The following is a 17,645-nucleotide window of genomic DNA, read 5'->3' on the forward strand; positions in this document are numbered from 1 at the left end:
GCCTATGGTTCTCAAAAAAAAAATTATTTGTTCTTTAGTTATGCTTTTTGGTGGCTGTTCGGATCATTCGATATTTTTAAGTTGCCAGTTGCTGTGTAAATACTAGCTGTACTCTCTGCCGATTGTCCTGTAAGCGCATTAATAATTTCCTGACGGGTATTAATATTACTAGTGATTACTTGTCCATTAACCGTATTTAACTCTCGGCAAAGAATCAATTTTTCAGCTAGTATTTTGTTTAAACTGTTGATCTTCTCAGTTTCTTGAATAGAACAATGCATTAAAAAATCCTCCAATGCCTTCTTGGCAGGCTTCGTTTGCAAGTCTAGTCCTAATAAATCTACTCGCTGTTTTGTCGTTTGTTCCAGCTGATTAGACAGTTCTTGTTTTTGAGTCGCGAAGGATTCAAGCATTTCAAATTGACGTGCTATCAACGCATTTTTTTCTTCAGTAAGCAGGGTAATCAGTTTTTCAATAAAATTTATTTCTTGCTCTAAAATGTGGATTAGAGTCGCTGGTTTGGCATCGGTCATTCATAAATCCTTTATATTATTTTGCCGTAAAAATTTTTACGCTAGCTCAATGTCGCGAAACATGTTAGCGGCAATTTGCTTGCTATTGATTTGATAACGACCATTGGCAAGTTCGTCTTTAATCTGTTCGATGCGCTCTTCATCAACTTCTGGGGCATTTAGAATAAATTCTTTTAGTAGGGTTAGCTGCTGAGAAGCAGAACTTAAATTAACCTGATTACTCTCATCCTGATGAGAATCTTTAGTACTAGCAGGTTGAGTGCGTTGTAGTCGACTCTCAGTGTCTAGTATTTTGTACGGATTAGAGTCATTAATTGAATTTACCATAACATTGCTCTCAATTGCGCTCATAATTGTTATCGGCTCCTGTTGATGAAATCTTTAGAATAATTTCAGTCTTTTTTATCTATATCACACTTTAAAATTGAAGTCATCCTCTTAAAGAGAAACTCTAACTTGTCCTCTAGCACTAACTTGCGCTTCAATAATCTTCTTGGAGGAAAGATTTTTGACGCGAATAACATCACCTGCAGCACCCTCATTCATGGCAATGCCTTCCATACTTACACTAAAGTTGTCAGTTATCGCTTGAATAGCGACTTGTTCTCCTTTATGGACTAAGGATTCTGCTTGTAAAAGTTGGGGAGTAATGACGCTACCTTGAGCAATATTTGTTTTACAGGCTTGATTTACAACGGTTTCAGTTTTATCAAAATAGCCTTGTTTTAATTGACTAATATCTATTTCTTGAATTTCCAAATCCTCCTCATTAATTAGTGATCCTTTATTGAGAGGATGTTTTGCGACTAGCACAGGTTTTTGAACAGTAATTTTTATAGGTACGAATAATGTCCATCTATTTTCTGGCTCTTGACATTTAATACCCATGGTATTGACCCGTATTAGGGGGATCTGGTAAGGATTAAACACTTCAAGATGATTGTCCTGACAAGGTTTTAATTTCAATCTTGAATCAATTTTGTCGACTTCTACCCTGATTTTACTATTTTTTTGGGTTGCTAAAGAGGCAAGCACATGATTTTCAATTTTTTCTTTAAGTAGATCAAGTGATTGAGCAATGTCTTGTGCACGCAAAACATGGTTTGTAAAAAAAAGTAAAAAACCTAGCATAAAGCATTTCATTATCGTAGTCTCTAAATCAAAACATTGTGGTCATGCAAAATGTAGGCCAATTTGGAGAAAGGATGTATTTTATTTCTAGATTGATTGTTATTTTATTGGCGTGTCTTTTTTTCGTGCCTACACAGGCGGCAACTCATCACCCTCAAGACTTTCTGAAATCAATTCATAGTAAGCCCGATGAAGGGGAGCAGATAGTGGACCATTTTTGTGCGAATTGTCATGCTGTAAAGCCGATGATAGCCATTGGTGCACCGCGAATTGGTCAACAACAGGATTGGAAGATTCGATTTAACCAAGGAGCAAAGCGCTTATTTCAACACACAGAAGAGGGATTCAATGCAATGCCTCCTCGTGGAGGGTGCTTTGAATGTTCCGATGAACAACTTTTTTTAGCAATTGTCGCTATGCTTCCTTCTGATCTAAAAAAAGGGTTTATTTCCGAACTCAAAGTATATAAAAAAAACAAATAGTTAAAAAATTTTATAAAAAAAGCTAAATTTATTCACAACCCACCCGATAACATAAAAAAAAAGAGGGAGGGTTAACCAATGAAAAAACAACTTCTCATTGGACCACTGTGTGTGTTGACGGTCGGTTGTGCGTCTGTAGGCAGGGATTCGGTCGTAGATGATGCAGGCTATACCCACTATACTATGAGTATGGCGTCAGATCATAAAGGTAGTAGTTACTTCCCTGAGAAAAGACCTGCAACGGGTAGAAAAGTCTTTATTTTTGACCCGAAAGCAACTGCTTGGGCAGCGTATGATGCTCAAGGTAACCGTATTAAAACCGGTAGTGCTTCAGGTGGTAAGGATTTCTGCGAAGACACGGGTAGGGGCTGTCGTACAGTGACCGGTACTTTCCGTGTTTATTCGAAAAAAGGTCCGGAATGTACTTCCAGTATTTATCCTATTGAAACTGGGGGTGGTGCTAAAATGCCTTACTGTATGCATTTTAATGGAGGTTACTCCATTCATGCGGCCTACGAAGTGCCCAACTGGAACGCAAGTCATGGATGTATCCGTGTTCTACCCGGTGCGGCTAAATGGTTAAGCCAAGACTTTATTGATATTGGTACAACTGTTATTGTAAAACCATACTAGCAGGATAGGTCGGGCCATGAGTCCCGACCACCATTTCTAAAGGGATGTAATCTCTGTCATTGGGATGTAGTTAAGCAATGATATCGACGCTCATTGTAGAACCCAATACATGCTTCCTGTAGCTCGCAAAGACGAATAATAACCACGCGTCAAAGTGAGGTTAGCCATTATTGGTCGAGATATTTTTTCAATAAATGATTTATCTCTCCAGGCTTTGCCTGTCCTTTAGTTTCCTTCATGATTTGGCCGACAAAGAATGCAAGGAGTTTATCTTTACCTGCTCGATAGTCTGCTGTTTGTTGCGGATACTGTTGAATTATCCTTTTAATTATTTCTTCGAGTTGATTTTTATCTACGCCTTGAGCGTAACCTTCTCTGGTTATTATTTCATCCACATTCGTTTCACCAGCCCATAAACGCGCAAAAATTTCTTTCGCTATTTTGGCCGAAATGGTTTGCTTAGAGAGGTTATTAAGCAATACCGCAATAGATGATGCGGAGATAGGGGAGTGTTCAAAGTCAAGATTGGCTTCATTTAGTGCAGCTGCATGCGTTCCTTTTAGCCAATTAATGATCATCTTGTCATCAGCAATGCAACTTGCTTTCACAGCCTGAAAGAAATCATAGTTTGCAGGAGAGGCTAATATAAAGTGAATGTCCTCCTGATTCAGTAGATTGTTTTTTAAATAAATTTGCTTAATTTCTTCAGGTAAAACAGGCATTGATTCTCTAATCTTCTTTAGATCGGTGTCATCAATGTGAATGGGTAATAAATCAGGGTCCGGTAAGTAACGATAGTCATTCTCGTTTTCTTTGCTTCGTAATGGGTGTGTGGTGTTGGTGTCAGGATTGTATAGTCTTGTTTCCTGGTGAATTAATTGACCATTTTCTAATAGATCCTGATGGCGTGCTTGTTCATAAGCAATTGCTTTTTCAATAAATCGAAAGGAATTTAAATTTTTAAGTTCGGTTCTGATGCCAAGTTGTTCAGTGCCTTGGGGTTTAAGTGAAATATTGACATCACAACGAAAAGAGCCTTCTTGCATATTGCCATCACAAATACCTAAGAAACGAACCAGCTGATGTAATTTCTTTAAATAGGCAATAGCCTCTTGTGCTGAAAAAAGACAAGGTGCTGTGACAATTTCAAGTAGAGGTGTTCCTGCACGGTTTAAATCGATTCCGCTGTAATCTGTATGAACGTCATGCAATGATTTGCCTGCATCCTCCTCCAGATGAGCTCTAACGATGGAGACTTTTTTTTCTGGATTGTCACCTGAGTCAATTAGTAGATATCCATTGGAAACAATAGGGGCCTGATACTGGCTTATTTGATAACCCTTAGGCAGGTCAGGATAAAAATAATTCTTACGCTCAAAATAAGAGTGATTATTAATTTGAGCATGAATCGCTAGACCAAATTGAATGGCCATACGAACGGCTTCCTTATTAAGGACAGGCAAAACTCCTGGCAGTCCCGCATCAATAAAACTGGTTTGCGAGTTAGGAGGAGCACCAAACGTTGTTGCTGTTGCAGAAAATAATTTGGATTTGGTTTTTAGTTGTGCGTGAACTTCAAGACCTATAACAGTATCCCATGCCATAAAATCACCCTTTATAGGTTGGTCTGGCTTGGTGCCAGTCAGTGCATTGCTGAAAATAATAGGCTGCATTAAGAAGCTTGGCTTCCTCAAAATAATTACCGATTAACTGCATTCCAATAGGCAAGCCTTCGCTAAATCCTGCGGGAATTGAGAGAGCAGGCAATCCTGCCAGATTAACCGCAACGGTGAAAACATCAGCTAGGTAATTTTGTATAGGATCATCCACTTTTTCACCAATTTTAAATGCACAAGTTGGTGTGGTGGGTCCTAAAATGATATCAACTTGGTTTAAGGTATTTTGCAATTCAAGCTGAATTAATCGTCTTATTTTCAAAGCTTGTAAGTAATAAGCATCAAAATAACCGGATGAAAGCACGTGGGTGCCTGTTAAAATTCGACGTTTAACTTCTTCACCAAAGCCTTCACTGCGTGAATTAACAATAAGCTCATGTAAGGTTGATGCTTTGGTACTTCGATGACCAAAGCGTATGCCATCATAGCGAGACAGATTTGATGATGCTTCAGCACAGGCGATTACGTAATAGCAGGGTACCCACAGAGGTTGCAGTGACAGGTCAAGTTCAATAATTTCAGCGCCTTCTTGCTGAAAGACTTTTACGGCAGTTTTTATTGCCTGCTGAATATCTACGTTAACCTCTTTCTGAAAAAAACAAGAAGGTAAACCAATTTTTAATCCCCTTATAGACTTAGAAAGGCTTTGTGAATAATCAGGTAAAGGTTGGTTAACAGAAGTAGAATCCCTACTATCAAATCCTGCCATTGCTTGTAAAATAATGGCTAGATCTTCCGCGCTATGCGCCAAGGGTCCGGCTTGATCAAGGCTGGAGGCGAAAGCCACCATGCCAAATCTTGATATCAGGCCATAAGTGGGTTTAATACCCGAAATACCGCAAAAAGCTGCGGGTTGTCTAATAGAACCTCCAGTATCAGAACCTGTGGCAAAGGGAATCAGACTCGCAGCTATGGCAGCAGCAGATCCTCCGGAGGAGCCGCCAGGAACTCGACTGAGATCCCAAGGATTTTGCACGGGGCCAAAATAACTATTTTCATTGGCAGAACCCATGGCAAATTCATCCATATTTGTTTTACCCACAACAACAACACCTTCTTCTGCCAAGCGTTTAACGATGGTCGCTTGATAGGGCGACTGATAATTAGCCAGCATTTTTGAGCCGCAGGTGGTCGGTAATTCGAGAGTACAAAAAAGATCTTTATGGGCCATGGGTATGCCAGTCAGCGGTTTAGCATGACCTTCGCGTAGTAACTTGTCAGCTTGGGCTGCAAAATTTAAAGCAGAGTTTTCATTAACATGTATAAATGCATTGAGGTTGCTATGTTGTTCGATACGATGCAAGAAATGTTGAGTGAGCTCAACACTTGAGAATTCGCCTTGACGTAAACCGTATGCCAATTCTTTTATAGAACAGTGATGCATAACATTATTGTCCGGAATCGATAACTTTGGGTACGAGATAGAGATTGTCTTCAAAAACTGGCGCTATTGCGGCTAATTGCTGAATGCAATCTGGTTCTTTGACTTCATCATCTCGCAAACGTTGGTGCAAATCAAATGGATGGAAAAGGGGAGCAATACCTGTAGTATCTACTTGCTTTAACTGTTCAACAAAATCCATGATGGCATTAATTTCTTCCGCCAGCTTCGTATGCTCACTAACTTCATCATCCAAATAGGCAAGTTGCTTAATTGAGCCTAAATCTTCTTGGGTAATTGCCATTTTTTTTCCACAACGAGCTTCATAGGGCTTTAAGATACATTTTTTTTGTAATTGATAAAAGCAAAATATCAGCATTTTCCTGGAGTCTCGGACAAGCTGAGGCAAGCGGACAGTAGAGGGCTTCATATTTAGATAGCCAAACAAGACATAGATATGTCCTGGATTATCCACTTGACCCGACTTGATTCTAATTTTTCCTTTTACGTGCCTATCCGGTAGATGTTCAAAAGAATAAAGACATGCCTTGCAGAGCCTATGTTTTACAGTAGAATGGTTAACATGTTTTCCCAATGAGTCTATTATGCTAGAGCAAGTAAAAACCGCTGGTGGAGTTTATATTGAGTATGAACAACATAATTTAGCTTATGAAAATGCTATTGAACCTCTTCTTGAGCGTCTTGATACCCAAAGAGGGGCGTTGTTTGCATCAAGTTTTGAATATCCAGGCCGTTACACTTGTTGGGATATTGGTTTTTACAATCCTCCTTTAGCAATTATCTGTAAAAAACAAACTATTCAACTTCAGGCTTTAAACAAGCGTGGAGAAGTGCTTCTTGGAATTATTTTGCCAGCATTATCAATTTGTGAAGAGTTATCTATCACTGAAAAATCGCAAGTTTCTTGTAATATCGAAATTAAACCCAGTCAAAAAATATTTAGTGAAGAAGAGCGTAGTCGTCAACCCTCCGTGTTTACTGTGCTGCGAAAATTATTAGCTTTCTTCAAATCAGATGAACCTTATCTTGGGTTTTATGGGGCATTTGGTTACGATTTAATTTTTCAATTTGAAACTCTGGAGCAATGCAAGACGCGCATGCCTGAACAGCGAGAAATGGTGTTATATCTTCCTGATGAGATTTATGTCGTCAACCATCGTAAAGAAGAGGCTTTTATTCGACGGTATAATTTCCAGTTTCAAGGTAAATCCACTCAGGCATTACCAAGAGAAGGTGAATTTAAAGGTTATAAGCCGGAATTTAAACCATCGAAAGATTGTGATCATGCGCCTGGGGAGTATGCAAAACTAGTCGAAATTGCCAAAGAACGCTTTGCTTGTGGCGATCTTTTTGAAGTTGTGCCCAGTCAGACATTTTATGCACATTGTCCTGAACAACCGTCAGCCATGTTTAGTCGTATGCGTCGCATCAATCCCTCGCCGTATGGGTTTTTTATTAATCTAGGAGACGATGAATACTTGGTGGGAGCGTCTCCTGAAATGTATGTTCGCGTACAAGGTAAACGTGTAGAAACATGTCCTATTTCCGGCACCATCAAACGCGGTGCTGATGCGATGGAAGATGCTTATAATATTCAGCTCCTTCTCGATTCAGAAAAAGAAGCATCTGAATTGACTATGTGTACTGATGTTGACAGAAACGATAAGTCGAGAATTTGTGAAGCAGGAAGTGTGCGGGTTTTAGGACGACGACAAATTGAAATGTATTCTCGATTAATCCATACAGTCGATCATGTGGAAGGGGTTTTGCGAGAGGGGTTTGATGCGGTAGATGCTTTTTTGACGCATATGTGGGTAGTTACTGTGACTGGGGCTCCCAAATTGTGGGCCATGAACTTTATTGAAAAACATGAAAAATCTCCCAGACGCTGGTATGCGGGAGCAGTAGGATGGTTTGGTTTTAATGGCAATTTAAATACAGGGCTTGTTTTACGAACCATGCGCATCCAGCAAGGAATTGCCGAAATACGGGTTGGTGCAACGTTACTTTTTGATTCAGAGCCACAAGCTGAGGAACAAGAAACACGATTAAAAGCATCCGCATTTCTGGATATGCTAAAAAAACCTGAGGTTAAAGTAGCATCCCCAGCAGTAGCATCGTTTAATGGTCATGGTAAGAAAGTTCTATTGGTGGATCACCAGGATTCCTTTGTTCATACTTTGGCAAACTATATACGCCAGACAGGGGCTGAAGTAACTACAGTACGCAATGAGTATGTTCTTAATTATTTAGAAGAGGGGCATTTTGATTTAGTGCTTTTATCACCAGGTCCAGGAAGGCCTGATGATTTTAAAGTTGCAAGAACCATTGATGCCGTGCTTAAGAATAAGTTACCTTTATTCGGTGTTTGTTTAGGATTGCAAGGGATTGTTGAGTACTTTGGCGGTAAGCTTGATGTCTTAAGTTATCCTATGCATGGAAAGGCATCTGAGATTGAGGTTAAAAATAATTCAGGTCTTTTCGCTGGATTGGGGTCTTCGTTTATTGCTGGACGATATCATTCCCTTTATGCACGATTAGAGCAAATGCCTGAAGAACTTGATGTAACTGCTGCTACTAAAGATGGGATCGTTATGGCGATCGCTCATCGCTCATTACCTATCCAGGCAGTGCAATTTCATCCTGAGACTATTCTTTCTATGCCTAATCAAGCAGGAATAAAAATAATTAATAATCTAATGGGAATGATCGCTGCCAATGCGCAATAAAATTTTAACACTTTATTTCATTGCTATTATTCTTGGTATTCTGACAGGAATAGTGGGTTCTTTTTTTCAGATAGCCATTCAGTATGGGTATTTGCTAGTCGCCTATATCCTGCAGAATTATGCTCATTCTGATGTAACCAGGACCTTATTGTCTATTGCCATTTCAACAACCTTGATTTTTATTGCCTGGGGTTTAGTCAGAGGATTTGCTCCGGAGGCATCAGGTAGTGGAGTGCAGGAAATTGAAGGGACTCTTTTGCATGAGCGTCCTATTTTTTGGAGACGATTACTACCTGTGAAGTTTATTGGTGGTGTCTTGGCCATCACCGCTAAATTAGTGGTAGGGCGTGAAGGTCCTACTATCCAAATGGGAGGTAATCTAGGGGAGATGTTGGGCGAATTACTGCGTCTACCGACCAAACGTTGTGATGCCTTAATTGCTGCTGGTGCTGCTGCGGGTCTCGCTTCAGCGTTTAATGCTCCCCTGGCTGGCGTTCTTTTTGTGTTGGAGGAAATGCGGCGTCAATTTAATTTTTCATTTACGAATTTCAAGACAGTCGCTATTTGTTGCACGATGGCTACTGTTACTTTGCATTTCATTATAGGTCCGCAACCTGCAATCCCTATGTCAGTTTTTTCATTACCGAGTCTACAATCCCTTTGGTTGTTTTTTATTTTTGGGATTTTGATTGGTTTTGTGGGACTTATTTTTAATAAAATTTTAATGGCAACTTTAGAGGCCACAGACAAACTAACTGCTAAAACAAGAGTCCTTTATATATTGCTAATTGGCGTATTGGTAGGGTTTTTAGCGCAAAACTTTCCCGAAACGGTCGGTGGGGGGTATGAGATTATTGAGCGCTCTCTGACTATGTCGCCTCCTTTTATGGTTCTAACGTTGTTAATATTGGTTCGATTTGCTACAACAATGATTTGTTATTCTTCAAGCGTGCCCGGAGGAATTTTTGCACCAATGCTTGCGTTGGGTACCTTATTAGGATTGGCGGTGGCATATATTCTGCAATTGGTGATCCATGATAATACTATTCAGCCAGGAATGTTTGCTGTCGCTGGTATGGGGGCCTTATTTTCTGCGGCAGTCCGAGCACCAATCACGGGTATTATTCTTGTCGTAGAAATGACCCAGAATTATTCTTTAATTTTGCCTCTCATGGTGAGTTGTTTGACCTCGACTACCATCGTGCAATTGGCAGGTAATAAACCAATATATACCCAACTACTACAGCGAACGTTAAAAAGAAGTGCGTTGGTAGCTAATCAGGGAACTAGCCAGACATCATAACGTTCGATTGTATACCGATCTCCTGGATGCCTCGGACAAGCCGAGGCACGTAGAAGGCACTCACAAATACAGAACACGATAAGTTGCAGTACTATAAGAACATTTATTATCTAGAGCATACCTAAGGTACAATCGGAGGCATGTAGTATATGTTTCTCCCCGTCAACGTGCCTCGGCTTGTACGAGGCATCCATTTGCTATGTTGGATCAAGCGCTCGGACATACATTGTTTTATCCTAATCAAATAAAAATATTGCTGAGTTCGAGCGCTCTGTGAGAAAATTGTGCACGAAATTTATTGCCAATTTCTAATGAGTGAAAATGGTAATTAATGAGGATTGTTTCGTAAATTTTGTAAGGATAAAAATATGTCCAACGGCAACAAGGCTAATCCAGTTACTATTACAGTTAACCGAAGGGGATTTTTCGGTAACTTAGTAGAGACTATAAAACAACCTGTTATAAAAATAGTTGATTATGCAAAAGGAACGGGAAATCTATATCGACTGCTCGTTAACTACGGTGCAGCAAAAGATCCTAATGCTTTTCATAAAATGTTGGATAACGACTACAGCCAAATCCCACCTACCCAATCTAAGGTTGTAATCGAGCCTATTTTGTCGCCATCTAGTTCACAAATTTACGATCGCGTGGTGGGTATTGCAAATCCTGTAATTTTGCAAGAGCTTCGTAAAATACCACGTGTTGAAACAACAAGACCTTCTTATTATGAAGAGCATCCTGATGTACCTAGGATCAGTGGTGGCCGAGCGTTTAGCTCCGTTCTTGATGCAATTGGTATGGGGATTTTAAGTGCTGAAAGTGATGTACATAAACTTTTTCTTCAGGAAATGACTGCAGCATTAACCATTCGCCTAAACAATAAAAGTGACAGTTTATACGCCGGAAATGACTATAAAACACGATTTATTAATGTAATTCGAGAAGAAACGCAGGAATTAATTTCTACGATACGTGCTGCTGCAGAATCAAAGCAAAAGGAGCCCTGTCATCTTGATTTTCGCTTTTATGCACTGAAAATCTTTTTAAGAGGTTTTTACCCTGAGGCAACGTGGGAAAATGACTGGATAAATAAGCTATCTCAAGAAATCGAAATAGTCTCTGACATGGCTTTTAAAGGTATGGTCAATCCTTACACAGATATAGAGGCTTTGCGTAAAGAGGCAAATAAGCGCATGGACCCTTTTATCGAAAGAATTATGAAAGAGAAGCAAGGTTATCTGCGTGCCAATTATGTCAATGAGGCAACCCCTGAGATCTTGAGGCAAATTATTGTATCACTCCTTTTTGCAGGGGGTGACAATATTAAAAAGTATCTGGATCATATTTTTGTTGAATTTGGTAATGACAAGATACGTGAGAAATACCTGCAAAAAAAATTAGCGGGGGAAGAGCTTAAAACCTACATTACAGAAATAGGACGATTATACACAACAATATATGCCCAACCAGGAGATGCATTAGACGATTTCGTAATTGAATATAAAGGTGAAAAAATTTACATCAAGGCTGGCGACAAACTTCACTATACCACGTGGAGAGCTAACCGCGATGAGCAGGAATGGGGACCGTTTGCGAATGAGTTTAATCCCGAGGAAAATAAAAAATATTATGATCAACTTAACCCCTTGGCAACTTTTGGTAGTGGGGCTAGGGCATGTTTTGGCAAAACAATTACAATGTCGATTATTGAGTATTTAATGAATGAAGTTTTGACGATATGCAGATGGAAAACTTTTGTTAATGGCCAAGAAAACTCTCATCCTACAGAGTTTAATTTTAATAATGGTGTGCAAGGAACAATAGGCCTTATTTTTACTCTATTTCAAGAGCCGGTTCTTAGGTCAACTGAAAATCAATGCGATTCGAATGTTTTAGATCAAGTTCCTAATTGGCGTACTACTGCTGCAAATACAGACGGCGTGCCAAGTAAATGTGGATCATTTAAACAGCCAGTAAAACGCTGTGACAATCCTGTTGAAGAGCCTGCGACTAAGCTTGAATTGTAGGTTTAAACGTAAAAAGTCGGGTCGATGGATCCGACTAAGTCTGACTAAAATAATATCTAGCACACTTTTATTACAATTTTCCCAAAATGTTCATTATTCTGCATTCGTAAGTGGGCTTGTTCAATATCCTCAAAGGCAAACTCAGAGTCAATGACTGGCATGATATGTTGATTCAATAAGGCGGTTCCCCATTGATGTTGGGCTAATTTCCACAAATTTGCTTTTTCAGCAAGTGATTGTGGTCGTAAAACAAAGCCATTAATCTGTAATCTTTTTTGCATGATAAGCAAGAGATTGGCCTCAGCTTGATATCCCTGCATGCAAGCGATTTGAATAAGTTTGCCCTCTGTTTTTAACAGTTTCAGATGTTTAGGAAAATAGGTGCCACCAATAAAATCAACGATGACATCAACTGAGCGCTCGCCCAGGACACTTTCAAAATCCTCTTGTTTGTAATTAATCAGAGAGATAGAGGCTATTTTTTTTGCTTTAAGAATTTTTTCTTCACTACTGGCCGTGCTAAACACTTTAGCGCCTTGCAACTTAGCCATTTGAATGGCAAGGGATGTTATTCCACTTCCTGCTGCATGAATCAATAACGTCTGTTCTTGTTTTAATTGGCCCAATAAGAAAACAGTCGCATGAACTGTCATTAGCGATTCTGGTAATGCTGCCGCAAGGCTGTAATCCCAATGAGCAGGTATGTGCTCTGCAAGTTGTTGATTAACACAACAATACTCAGCATAACCACCACTCCCAACAAGCCCATAAACGCGATCGCCTACTTTAAAACGTGTCACATCCATACCTATTTGCACAACGTCACCAGCTACTTCCAATCCTAAAATATCAGACTCTCCCTGGGGAGGCGAGTATTTACCTTGACGTTGCAACAAATCTGCACGATTAATTGCGGTTGCTTTTACTTTGATGAGAATCTCATCTCTTTGACAGAGAGGAAGAGGGCGTTCATTGATCACTAAATGGCTTTGTGGTCCAGGGTTGTCAATTTGAATACAGCGCATAGAGTTTGTCAGCAAAAATTGTTCATTTCATAATATCTTACGTTAAGTTTCTTCCAAGTGATAGTCGAATAATTTACTCCTGTTATGCGAAAGATAGCAGTGATTATTCTGTCTATAAAACTCGCCAATTGAAAACGGTTCGTTATATACTGCCAGACAACACGGTTACTTAATGGGTTTAATGGCTAAATATACGCAATATAAAAAACTAGCATTAATTCTTGTCTTTCCTCAATTGCTAGTAACCTTATTATTCTTTATTTGGCCTGCACTAAGTGCGTTTATTCAAGCGTTTTTTTTTAGTGATGCTTTTGGTATACACAGTCGGTTTGCAGGTTTAACTAATTTTATCGATCTATTGAAAGATCCAGGTTATCTCCAGGCTTTGTATGTCACTTTTATCATTGCATTTTTTGTGACCTTGATAACGATGGGGTTAGGACTACTCCTGGCAGCTTTAGTACATGCCCGTCAAAAAAGTCAGGGATTTTATAAAACATTATTTCTCTGGCCGTATGCTGTTGCTCCCGCTATTGCTGCAATCTTGTGGCGTTTTCTATGTCAGCCCACAATAGGTTGGGTATCGGATGGATTACAGCATTTGGGTATTCATTTTAATTATCTGACCAATGCGAAACAGGCCTTGCTTGTTGTGATATTAGCAGCAAGTTGGCAACAATTGAGTTATAATTTTTTATTTTTCTTTGCAGCACTTAAAGCGATACCCACTTCCTTGATTGATGCGGCAATTATTGATGGCGCTTCAGCCTGGAGGAGATTTTGGCAAATTATTTTTCCGCTGTTATCACCCACAAGCTTTTTTTTACTAATCATGAATTTAATCTACGCATTTTTTGATACCTTTGGCATCATTGATGTTATGACAAACGGCGGACCTAATAGCAGTACTACAACCTTAATTTATAAAGTTTATAAAGATGGTTTTGTAGGATTGGACCCTGGAAGTTCATCAGCGCAATCAGTTATGCTAATGTTAATGGTTATTGTGCTCACCTTAGTTCAATTTCGCTACCTTGAAAAAAAGGTGCATTACGAATGAAAATTTTAAAACGAATAGCAAGTCATCTTCTATTAAGTGGCTTTGTTTTACTGCTATTTATACCCTTGTATTTAGCATTAGTTGCTGCAAGCCATGAAGGCATTGCGATGATGCAATCTCCGTTACCAATATGGCCGGGTACTTCTTTCTTTCACAATATTAAAACGGTGTTGACTGAGGGAGTGGCGGCAACAGGTGGACAACCTATTTGGCAAATGTTGGTCAATAGTTTTATGATGGCAACGCTTATTGCCGGAGGCAAAATAATCTTGGCTTTATTGTCTGCTTTTGCACTGGTTTATTTTGATTTTCCTCTAAAGAGTCTTTTTTTTGCATTAATTTTTTCAACAATGATGTTACCCGTTGAGATTAGAATCGTTCCCACTTTTCAGGTGGTTGCCTCTCTTGGATGGTTAAATAGTTTCGCAGGTTTAAGTTTTCCATTGATGGCGTCTGCTACAGCCACTTTTTTGTTCCGCCAATTTTTTAAAACAGTTCCGAAAGAACTCGTCGATGCGGCAAAAATTGATGGGGCAGGACCTCTGCGTTTTTTCCGAGACATTCTGTTGCCTTTATCCAAAACGCAAATTGCGGCATTATTTATTATTCTTTTCGTGTATGGATGGAATCAGTATCTTTGGCCACTAGTCATTACTACAGATAGCAGTATGGCAACTATTGTCATGGGAATCCGATATTTAGCAGGTGTGGCTGATCAAATTCCTCAATGGCATTTTATCATGGCAATTGCTTTAATTGCGTTGGTACCACCTTGTTTAGTTGTGCTAATTATGCAACGTTGGTTTGAAAAGGGGTTAATACATTAATGTCCACAGTCAATTTAATTGATGTAACTAAGCTCTTTGGCCAGCAACCGATTCTCGACAGAATTAGTCTTAACATTGAACAAGGCGAATTCGTTGCTGTGGTTGGTCCTTCAGGGTGCGGGAAGTCAACTCTGTTGCGTCTTGTTGCCGGGTTAGACATGGTAACAAGTGGAACAATTTTAATTAATAATCAGTGTGTTAATCAAATTCCACCAGCAAAACGTGATATGGCTATGGTTTTTCAAACCTATGCCCTTTATCCCCATATGACTGTTTTCGATAACATGGCTTATGGTCTTAAGATGCGGGGAGTAAAAACTAAATTGATTCAGCAGCGTGTGCATGAAGTCGCTGCCATGTTGCAGTTATCGGATTACTTAGAGCGAAAACCTAATGCTTTATCAGGAGGACAGCGGCAGCGCGTTGCAATGGGAAGAGCGATTGTACGTTCGCCTGCAGTGTTTCTATTTGATGAACCCCTTTCAAACCTTGATGCAAAATTACGTACGGAAATGCGTTATGAAATTAAAAAATTGCATCAACAGTTGAATACAACCAGTTTATACGTGACCCATGATCAGACAGAGGCAATGACAATGGCCTCAAGAGTATTGATATTAAATAGTGGTAAAGTAGAGCAAATTGGTACGCCTCATGCTCTTTATAATCAGCCCGCATCGCTCTTTGTTGCCAGTTTTACGGGTCATTATCCCATCAACTTTCTACCTGCAAAAATTAATCTTACCAGTCAAAAAATTACAACGGAGTTAGGTTTGGAATTTCCTTTACCGCCTTTAAAAGAGTCTATCGCTTGCGGTACTGAGGTTGTTATTGGAATTCGTCCAGAGCATTTGCGAGTCTCTGATAAAAATAAATCATCAGTTTTACCTGTCAAACTTGAGTTTGTTGATGACATGGGTGCTGATAAACTAATACAAGCAATTACTGTTTGTGGTAAAGCCAAATTTTCAGTGCGAGTTCCTGCCGATATTGAGATTATTGATAATCAGTTTGCCTTGGAACTTACTGTAAATAAAGCTAATCTATTCCATCAAAAAACTGGATTACGACTTGGAGGGTGGCATGACTGAGGGAAAAAAAGTCTTAAGAAAAATTGACACTCCTTTTTATAATTATTTTCAAGCAATAGTACTCTCTTTCTTTAGTCGACGTTTATATGTCGATGTGGGTAAGCGATGGAAAGGATTTGGCCTATTTTATTTGCTATTGGTCATGTTTATATTCACACTTCCTTTTGCTCTGCGAGTTGTGGCTGACTTCAGTGTTTTTTTTGAACAACAACTCGTTGAGCCTATCAAACAACTGCCTCCGATTTATATTCAAAATGGAATCGTTTCATTTGATAAACCGATGCCTTATCTGATAAAAAATAAAGCAGGACAAGTGGTTGCTATTGTTGATACGACAGGTACAGTAAAGAGTATTGATAATACTTTCCCGCATTTGGCCGCCCTAATAACCAAAGATAAGTTTTTTTACCGGGTGCCTTCACCGCAATTCTTTTTCACAAAACAGCCCACTAAAGAAAAAGACCCTGTCTATGTTCAGCCGCTTAATGAAAATATTAATCAGATATTTGATGGTAAAACCTGGGTGGAGTCTTCCGGTTTATCTAAAATAAAATGGGTGTCCCAATTAATTATTTATCCCACTGTGGCGTTAATTTTCTTCGCTATTTATTTAGTTTTTCTATTAGTATTTTCATTGATGGGGCAATTTCTAGCACGATTATTTTTTCATATAACTATTAGCTATAAACAAACCTGTCGTTTACTGGCAGTGAGTGCAACTCCGCAAATATTTTTTCTACTAGTAGGTTTGACACTTGATTGGCTTTTCCCTGGATTTGGTTTGGTGCTAATTATCCTTTTAGCGTTTTATTTTAGTTTTGCGGTTATTGCTCTAAAACGTGAAAGTCAAAAACTGGTGATTTCGTGAGGGAGCTAATCCATTTCGCCCATGGAAATGGATTTCCTTCACGCTGCTATCTGCAATTATTACAGGCATTAGAAACACAATATGATTATTGCTACATCGACAAAATTGGGCACAATCCCTTATTCCCAGTTACTGAAAACTGGCATCTCCTTGTTGATGAGGTAATTGCCAGTGTAGAGCAACAATCAACAACGCCAGTTATTGCGGTAGGCCATTCATTAGGTGGTGTTCTAAGTTTGCTCGCAGCGATTGAAAAACCATCTTTATTTAAAGCAGTTGTGATGATTGACTCACCACTTTTAGGACGCTTTAAATCAAGTATAGTGCGCCTCGCGAAAGCTTTAGGAATTATTGATAGAGTCACGCCAGCATTTAGAACTCGCGGTAGGAGAGAGCATTGGCAGAGTGAAGAACAAATTATTGAATATCTTAAAAGTCGAGATCTATTTAAAACATTTGCGCCTGCGTGTTTACAGGATTATATTGAGCATGGATTAAGAAAAACTAAAGAGGGATATATACTGGAATTTGATCGCCATATAGAATATCTAATCTATCGCACAATACCGCATACCCTGCATGAATACGAAGGCAAATTAACGGTTCCAGCGACATTAATATATGGAGATAAAAGTACAGTAGTAGATCGTCTTGATATTCGCTACATGAAGAAGCACTACAATATATCAAGTGTAAAAATGAGCGGCACGCACATGCTTCCAATGGAAATGCCGGAACAAATAGCACACCAAATTTTTACTGTGCTTAATGCTATACTGAAAGGATGACAACTTTCCTTGAATCGCTTGAAAATCTTAAGATTCTAAGTCTATTCTAAGAAACGTTTCATCAAAA

General features: G+C 39.2%; 17 protein-coding genes. 10 read left to right on the forward strand and 7 right to left on the reverse strand.

Going from position 1 to position 17,645, the window contains the following annotated elements; genetic code table 11:
- Positions 1-38: 38 nt before the first annotated feature.
- From LHA_RS06545 to flgA, 3 genes are all read right to left on the reverse strand, one after another.
- Positions 39-533, reverse strand: a complete 495-nt coding sequence (locus LHA_RS06545; RefSeq protein WP_045105832.1) for a flagella synthesis protein FlgN — start codon at positions 531-533, stop codon at positions 39-41.
- A gap of 36 nt (positions 534-569) precedes the next feature.
- Positions 570-884, reverse strand: coding sequence for a flagellar biosynthesis anti-sigma factor FlgM (gene flgM, locus LHA_RS15995; RefSeq protein WP_052673619.1), 315 nt, complete (start codon positions 882-884; stop codon positions 570-572).
- A gap of 87 nt (positions 885-971) precedes the next feature.
- Positions 972-1,664 (reverse strand): flagellar basal body P-ring formation chaperone FlgA, encoded by a 693-nt coding sequence (flgA, locus tag LHA_RS06555; RefSeq protein ID WP_231861990.1) that lies wholly within the window; start codon positions 1,662-1,664, stop codon positions 972-974.
- 74 nt (positions 1,665-1,738) lie between these two features.
- Here flgA and LHA_RS06560 point away from each other — a divergent pair, with 74 nt between their 5' ends.
- Positions 1,739-2,146: a c-type cytochrome gene (locus tag LHA_RS06560; RefSeq protein ID WP_045105834.1), complete on the forward strand. Its 408-nt coding sequence runs from the start codon at positions 1,739-1,741 to the stop codon at positions 2,144-2,146.
- A gap of 78 nt (positions 2,147-2,224) precedes the next feature.
- Positions 2,225-2,779: a L,D-transpeptidase gene (locus LHA_RS06565; RefSeq protein WP_045105835.1), complete on the forward strand. Its 555-nt coding sequence runs from the start codon at positions 2,225-2,227 to the stop codon at positions 2,777-2,779.
- A 167-nt stretch (positions 2,780-2,946) separates the two neighbouring features.
- Here the strand turns inward: LHA_RS06565 and gatB are convergent, their stop codons facing one another.
- Genes gatB through gatC form a run of 3 tightly spaced genes read right to left on the reverse strand, consistent with a single transcriptional unit; the run spans position 2,947 to position 6,311 of the window.
- Positions 2,947-4,383 carry an Asp-tRNA(Asn)/Glu-tRNA(Gln) amidotransferase subunit GatB gene (gene gatB, locus LHA_RS06570; protein WP_045105836.1) on the reverse strand — a complete coding sequence of 479 codons (1,437 nt, stop codon included), beginning with the start codon at positions 4,381-4,383 and terminating at the stop codon, positions 2,947-2,949.
- A 4-nt stretch (positions 4,384-4,387) separates the two neighbouring features.
- Positions 4,388-5,839 (reverse strand): Asp-tRNA(Asn)/Glu-tRNA(Gln) amidotransferase subunit GatA, encoded by a 1,452-nt coding sequence (gene gatA, locus LHA_RS06575; protein WP_045105837.1) that lies wholly within the window; start codon positions 5,837-5,839, stop codon positions 4,388-4,390.
- Positions 5,840-5,843: 4 nt separating this feature from the next.
- Entirely contained in the window at positions 5,844-6,311 is a 468-nt protein-coding gene (gene gatC / locus LHA_RS17555) for an Asp-tRNA(Asn)/Glu-tRNA(Gln) amidotransferase subunit GatC (protein ID WP_331709229.1), read from the reverse strand.
- Between the two features lie 130 nt (positions 6,312-6,441).
- Here gatC and LHA_RS06585 point away from each other — a divergent pair, with 130 nt between their 5' ends.
- The 3 genes from LHA_RS06585 to LHA_RS06595 all read left to right on the forward strand — a co-directional run bounded on the left by LHA_RS06585 (position 6,442) and on the right by LHA_RS06595 (position 11,919).
- A complete protein-coding gene (locus LHA_RS06585) occupies positions 6,442-8,586 on the forward strand; it encodes an anthranilate synthase component I (RefSeq protein WP_045105838.1) in 2,145 nt (714 codons plus the stop codon).
- Positions 8,576-9,889, forward strand: coding sequence for a H(+)/Cl(-) exchange transporter ClcA (gene clcA, locus LHA_RS06590; RefSeq protein ID WP_045105839.1), 1,314 nt, complete (start codon positions 8,576-8,578; stop codon positions 9,887-9,889). Before LHA_RS06585 ends, clcA begins: the two co-directional genes overlap by 11 nt.
- Before the next feature lie 368 nt (positions 9,890-10,257).
- Entirely contained in the window at positions 10,258-11,919 is a 1,662-nt protein-coding gene (locus tag LHA_RS06595; RefSeq protein ID WP_045105840.1) for a cytochrome P450, read from the forward strand.
- A gap of 56 nt (positions 11,920-11,975) precedes the next feature.
- Here LHA_RS06595 and LHA_RS06600 read toward each other — a convergent pair whose 3' ends face one another.
- The gene (locus tag LHA_RS06600; RefSeq protein WP_045105841.1) at positions 11,976-12,944 is read right to left on the reverse strand and encodes an NAD(P)H-quinone oxidoreductase; all 969 of its coding nucleotides are present in this window, start codon (positions 12,942-12,944) and stop codon (positions 11,976-11,978) included.
- A 181-nt stretch (positions 12,945-13,125) separates the two neighbouring features.
- Between LHA_RS06600 and ugpA the strand changes: the two genes are divergently transcribed.
- From ugpA to LHA_RS06625, 5 genes are read left to right on the forward strand one after another with little or no spacing between them, the layout of a single operon-like run.
- Positions 13,126-14,004: a sn-glycerol-3-phosphate ABC transporter permease UgpA gene (ugpA, locus tag LHA_RS06605; RefSeq protein ID WP_045105842.1), complete on the forward strand. Its 879-nt coding sequence runs from the start codon at positions 13,126-13,128 to the stop codon at positions 14,002-14,004.
- Positions 14,001-14,831 (forward strand): sn-glycerol-3-phosphate ABC transporter permease UgpE, encoded by an 831-nt coding sequence (gene ugpE / locus LHA_RS06610; protein ID WP_045105843.1) that lies wholly within the window; start codon positions 14,001-14,003, stop codon positions 14,829-14,831. The genes ugpA and ugpE overlap by 4 nt, the downstream gene beginning before the upstream one ends.
- Complete coding sequence (locus LHA_RS06615) at positions 14,831-15,922, forward strand: ABC transporter ATP-binding protein (protein ID WP_045105844.1); 1,092 nt, start codon at positions 14,831-14,833, stop codon at positions 15,920-15,922. The genes ugpE and LHA_RS06615 overlap by 1 nt, the downstream gene beginning before the upstream one ends.
- Entirely contained in the window at positions 15,915-16,790 is an 876-nt protein-coding gene (locus LHA_RS06620; RefSeq protein ID WP_045105845.1) for a DUF1189 family protein, read from the forward strand. The genes LHA_RS06615 and LHA_RS06620 overlap by 8 nt, the downstream gene beginning before the upstream one ends.
- The gene (locus LHA_RS06625; protein ID WP_045105846.1) at positions 16,787-17,578 is read left to right on the forward strand and encodes an alpha/beta fold hydrolase; all 792 of its coding nucleotides are present in this window, start codon (positions 16,787-16,789) and stop codon (positions 17,576-17,578) included. The genes LHA_RS06620 and LHA_RS06625 overlap by 4 nt, the downstream gene beginning before the upstream one ends.
- Positions 17,579-17,645: the final 67 nt, after the last annotated feature.

Origin of the sequence: Legionella hackeliae (assembly GCF_000953655.1) — a bacterium.
GTDB classification, from domain to species: Bacteria; Pseudomonadota; Gammaproteobacteria; order Legionellales; family Legionellaceae; genus Tatlockia; species Tatlockia hackeliae.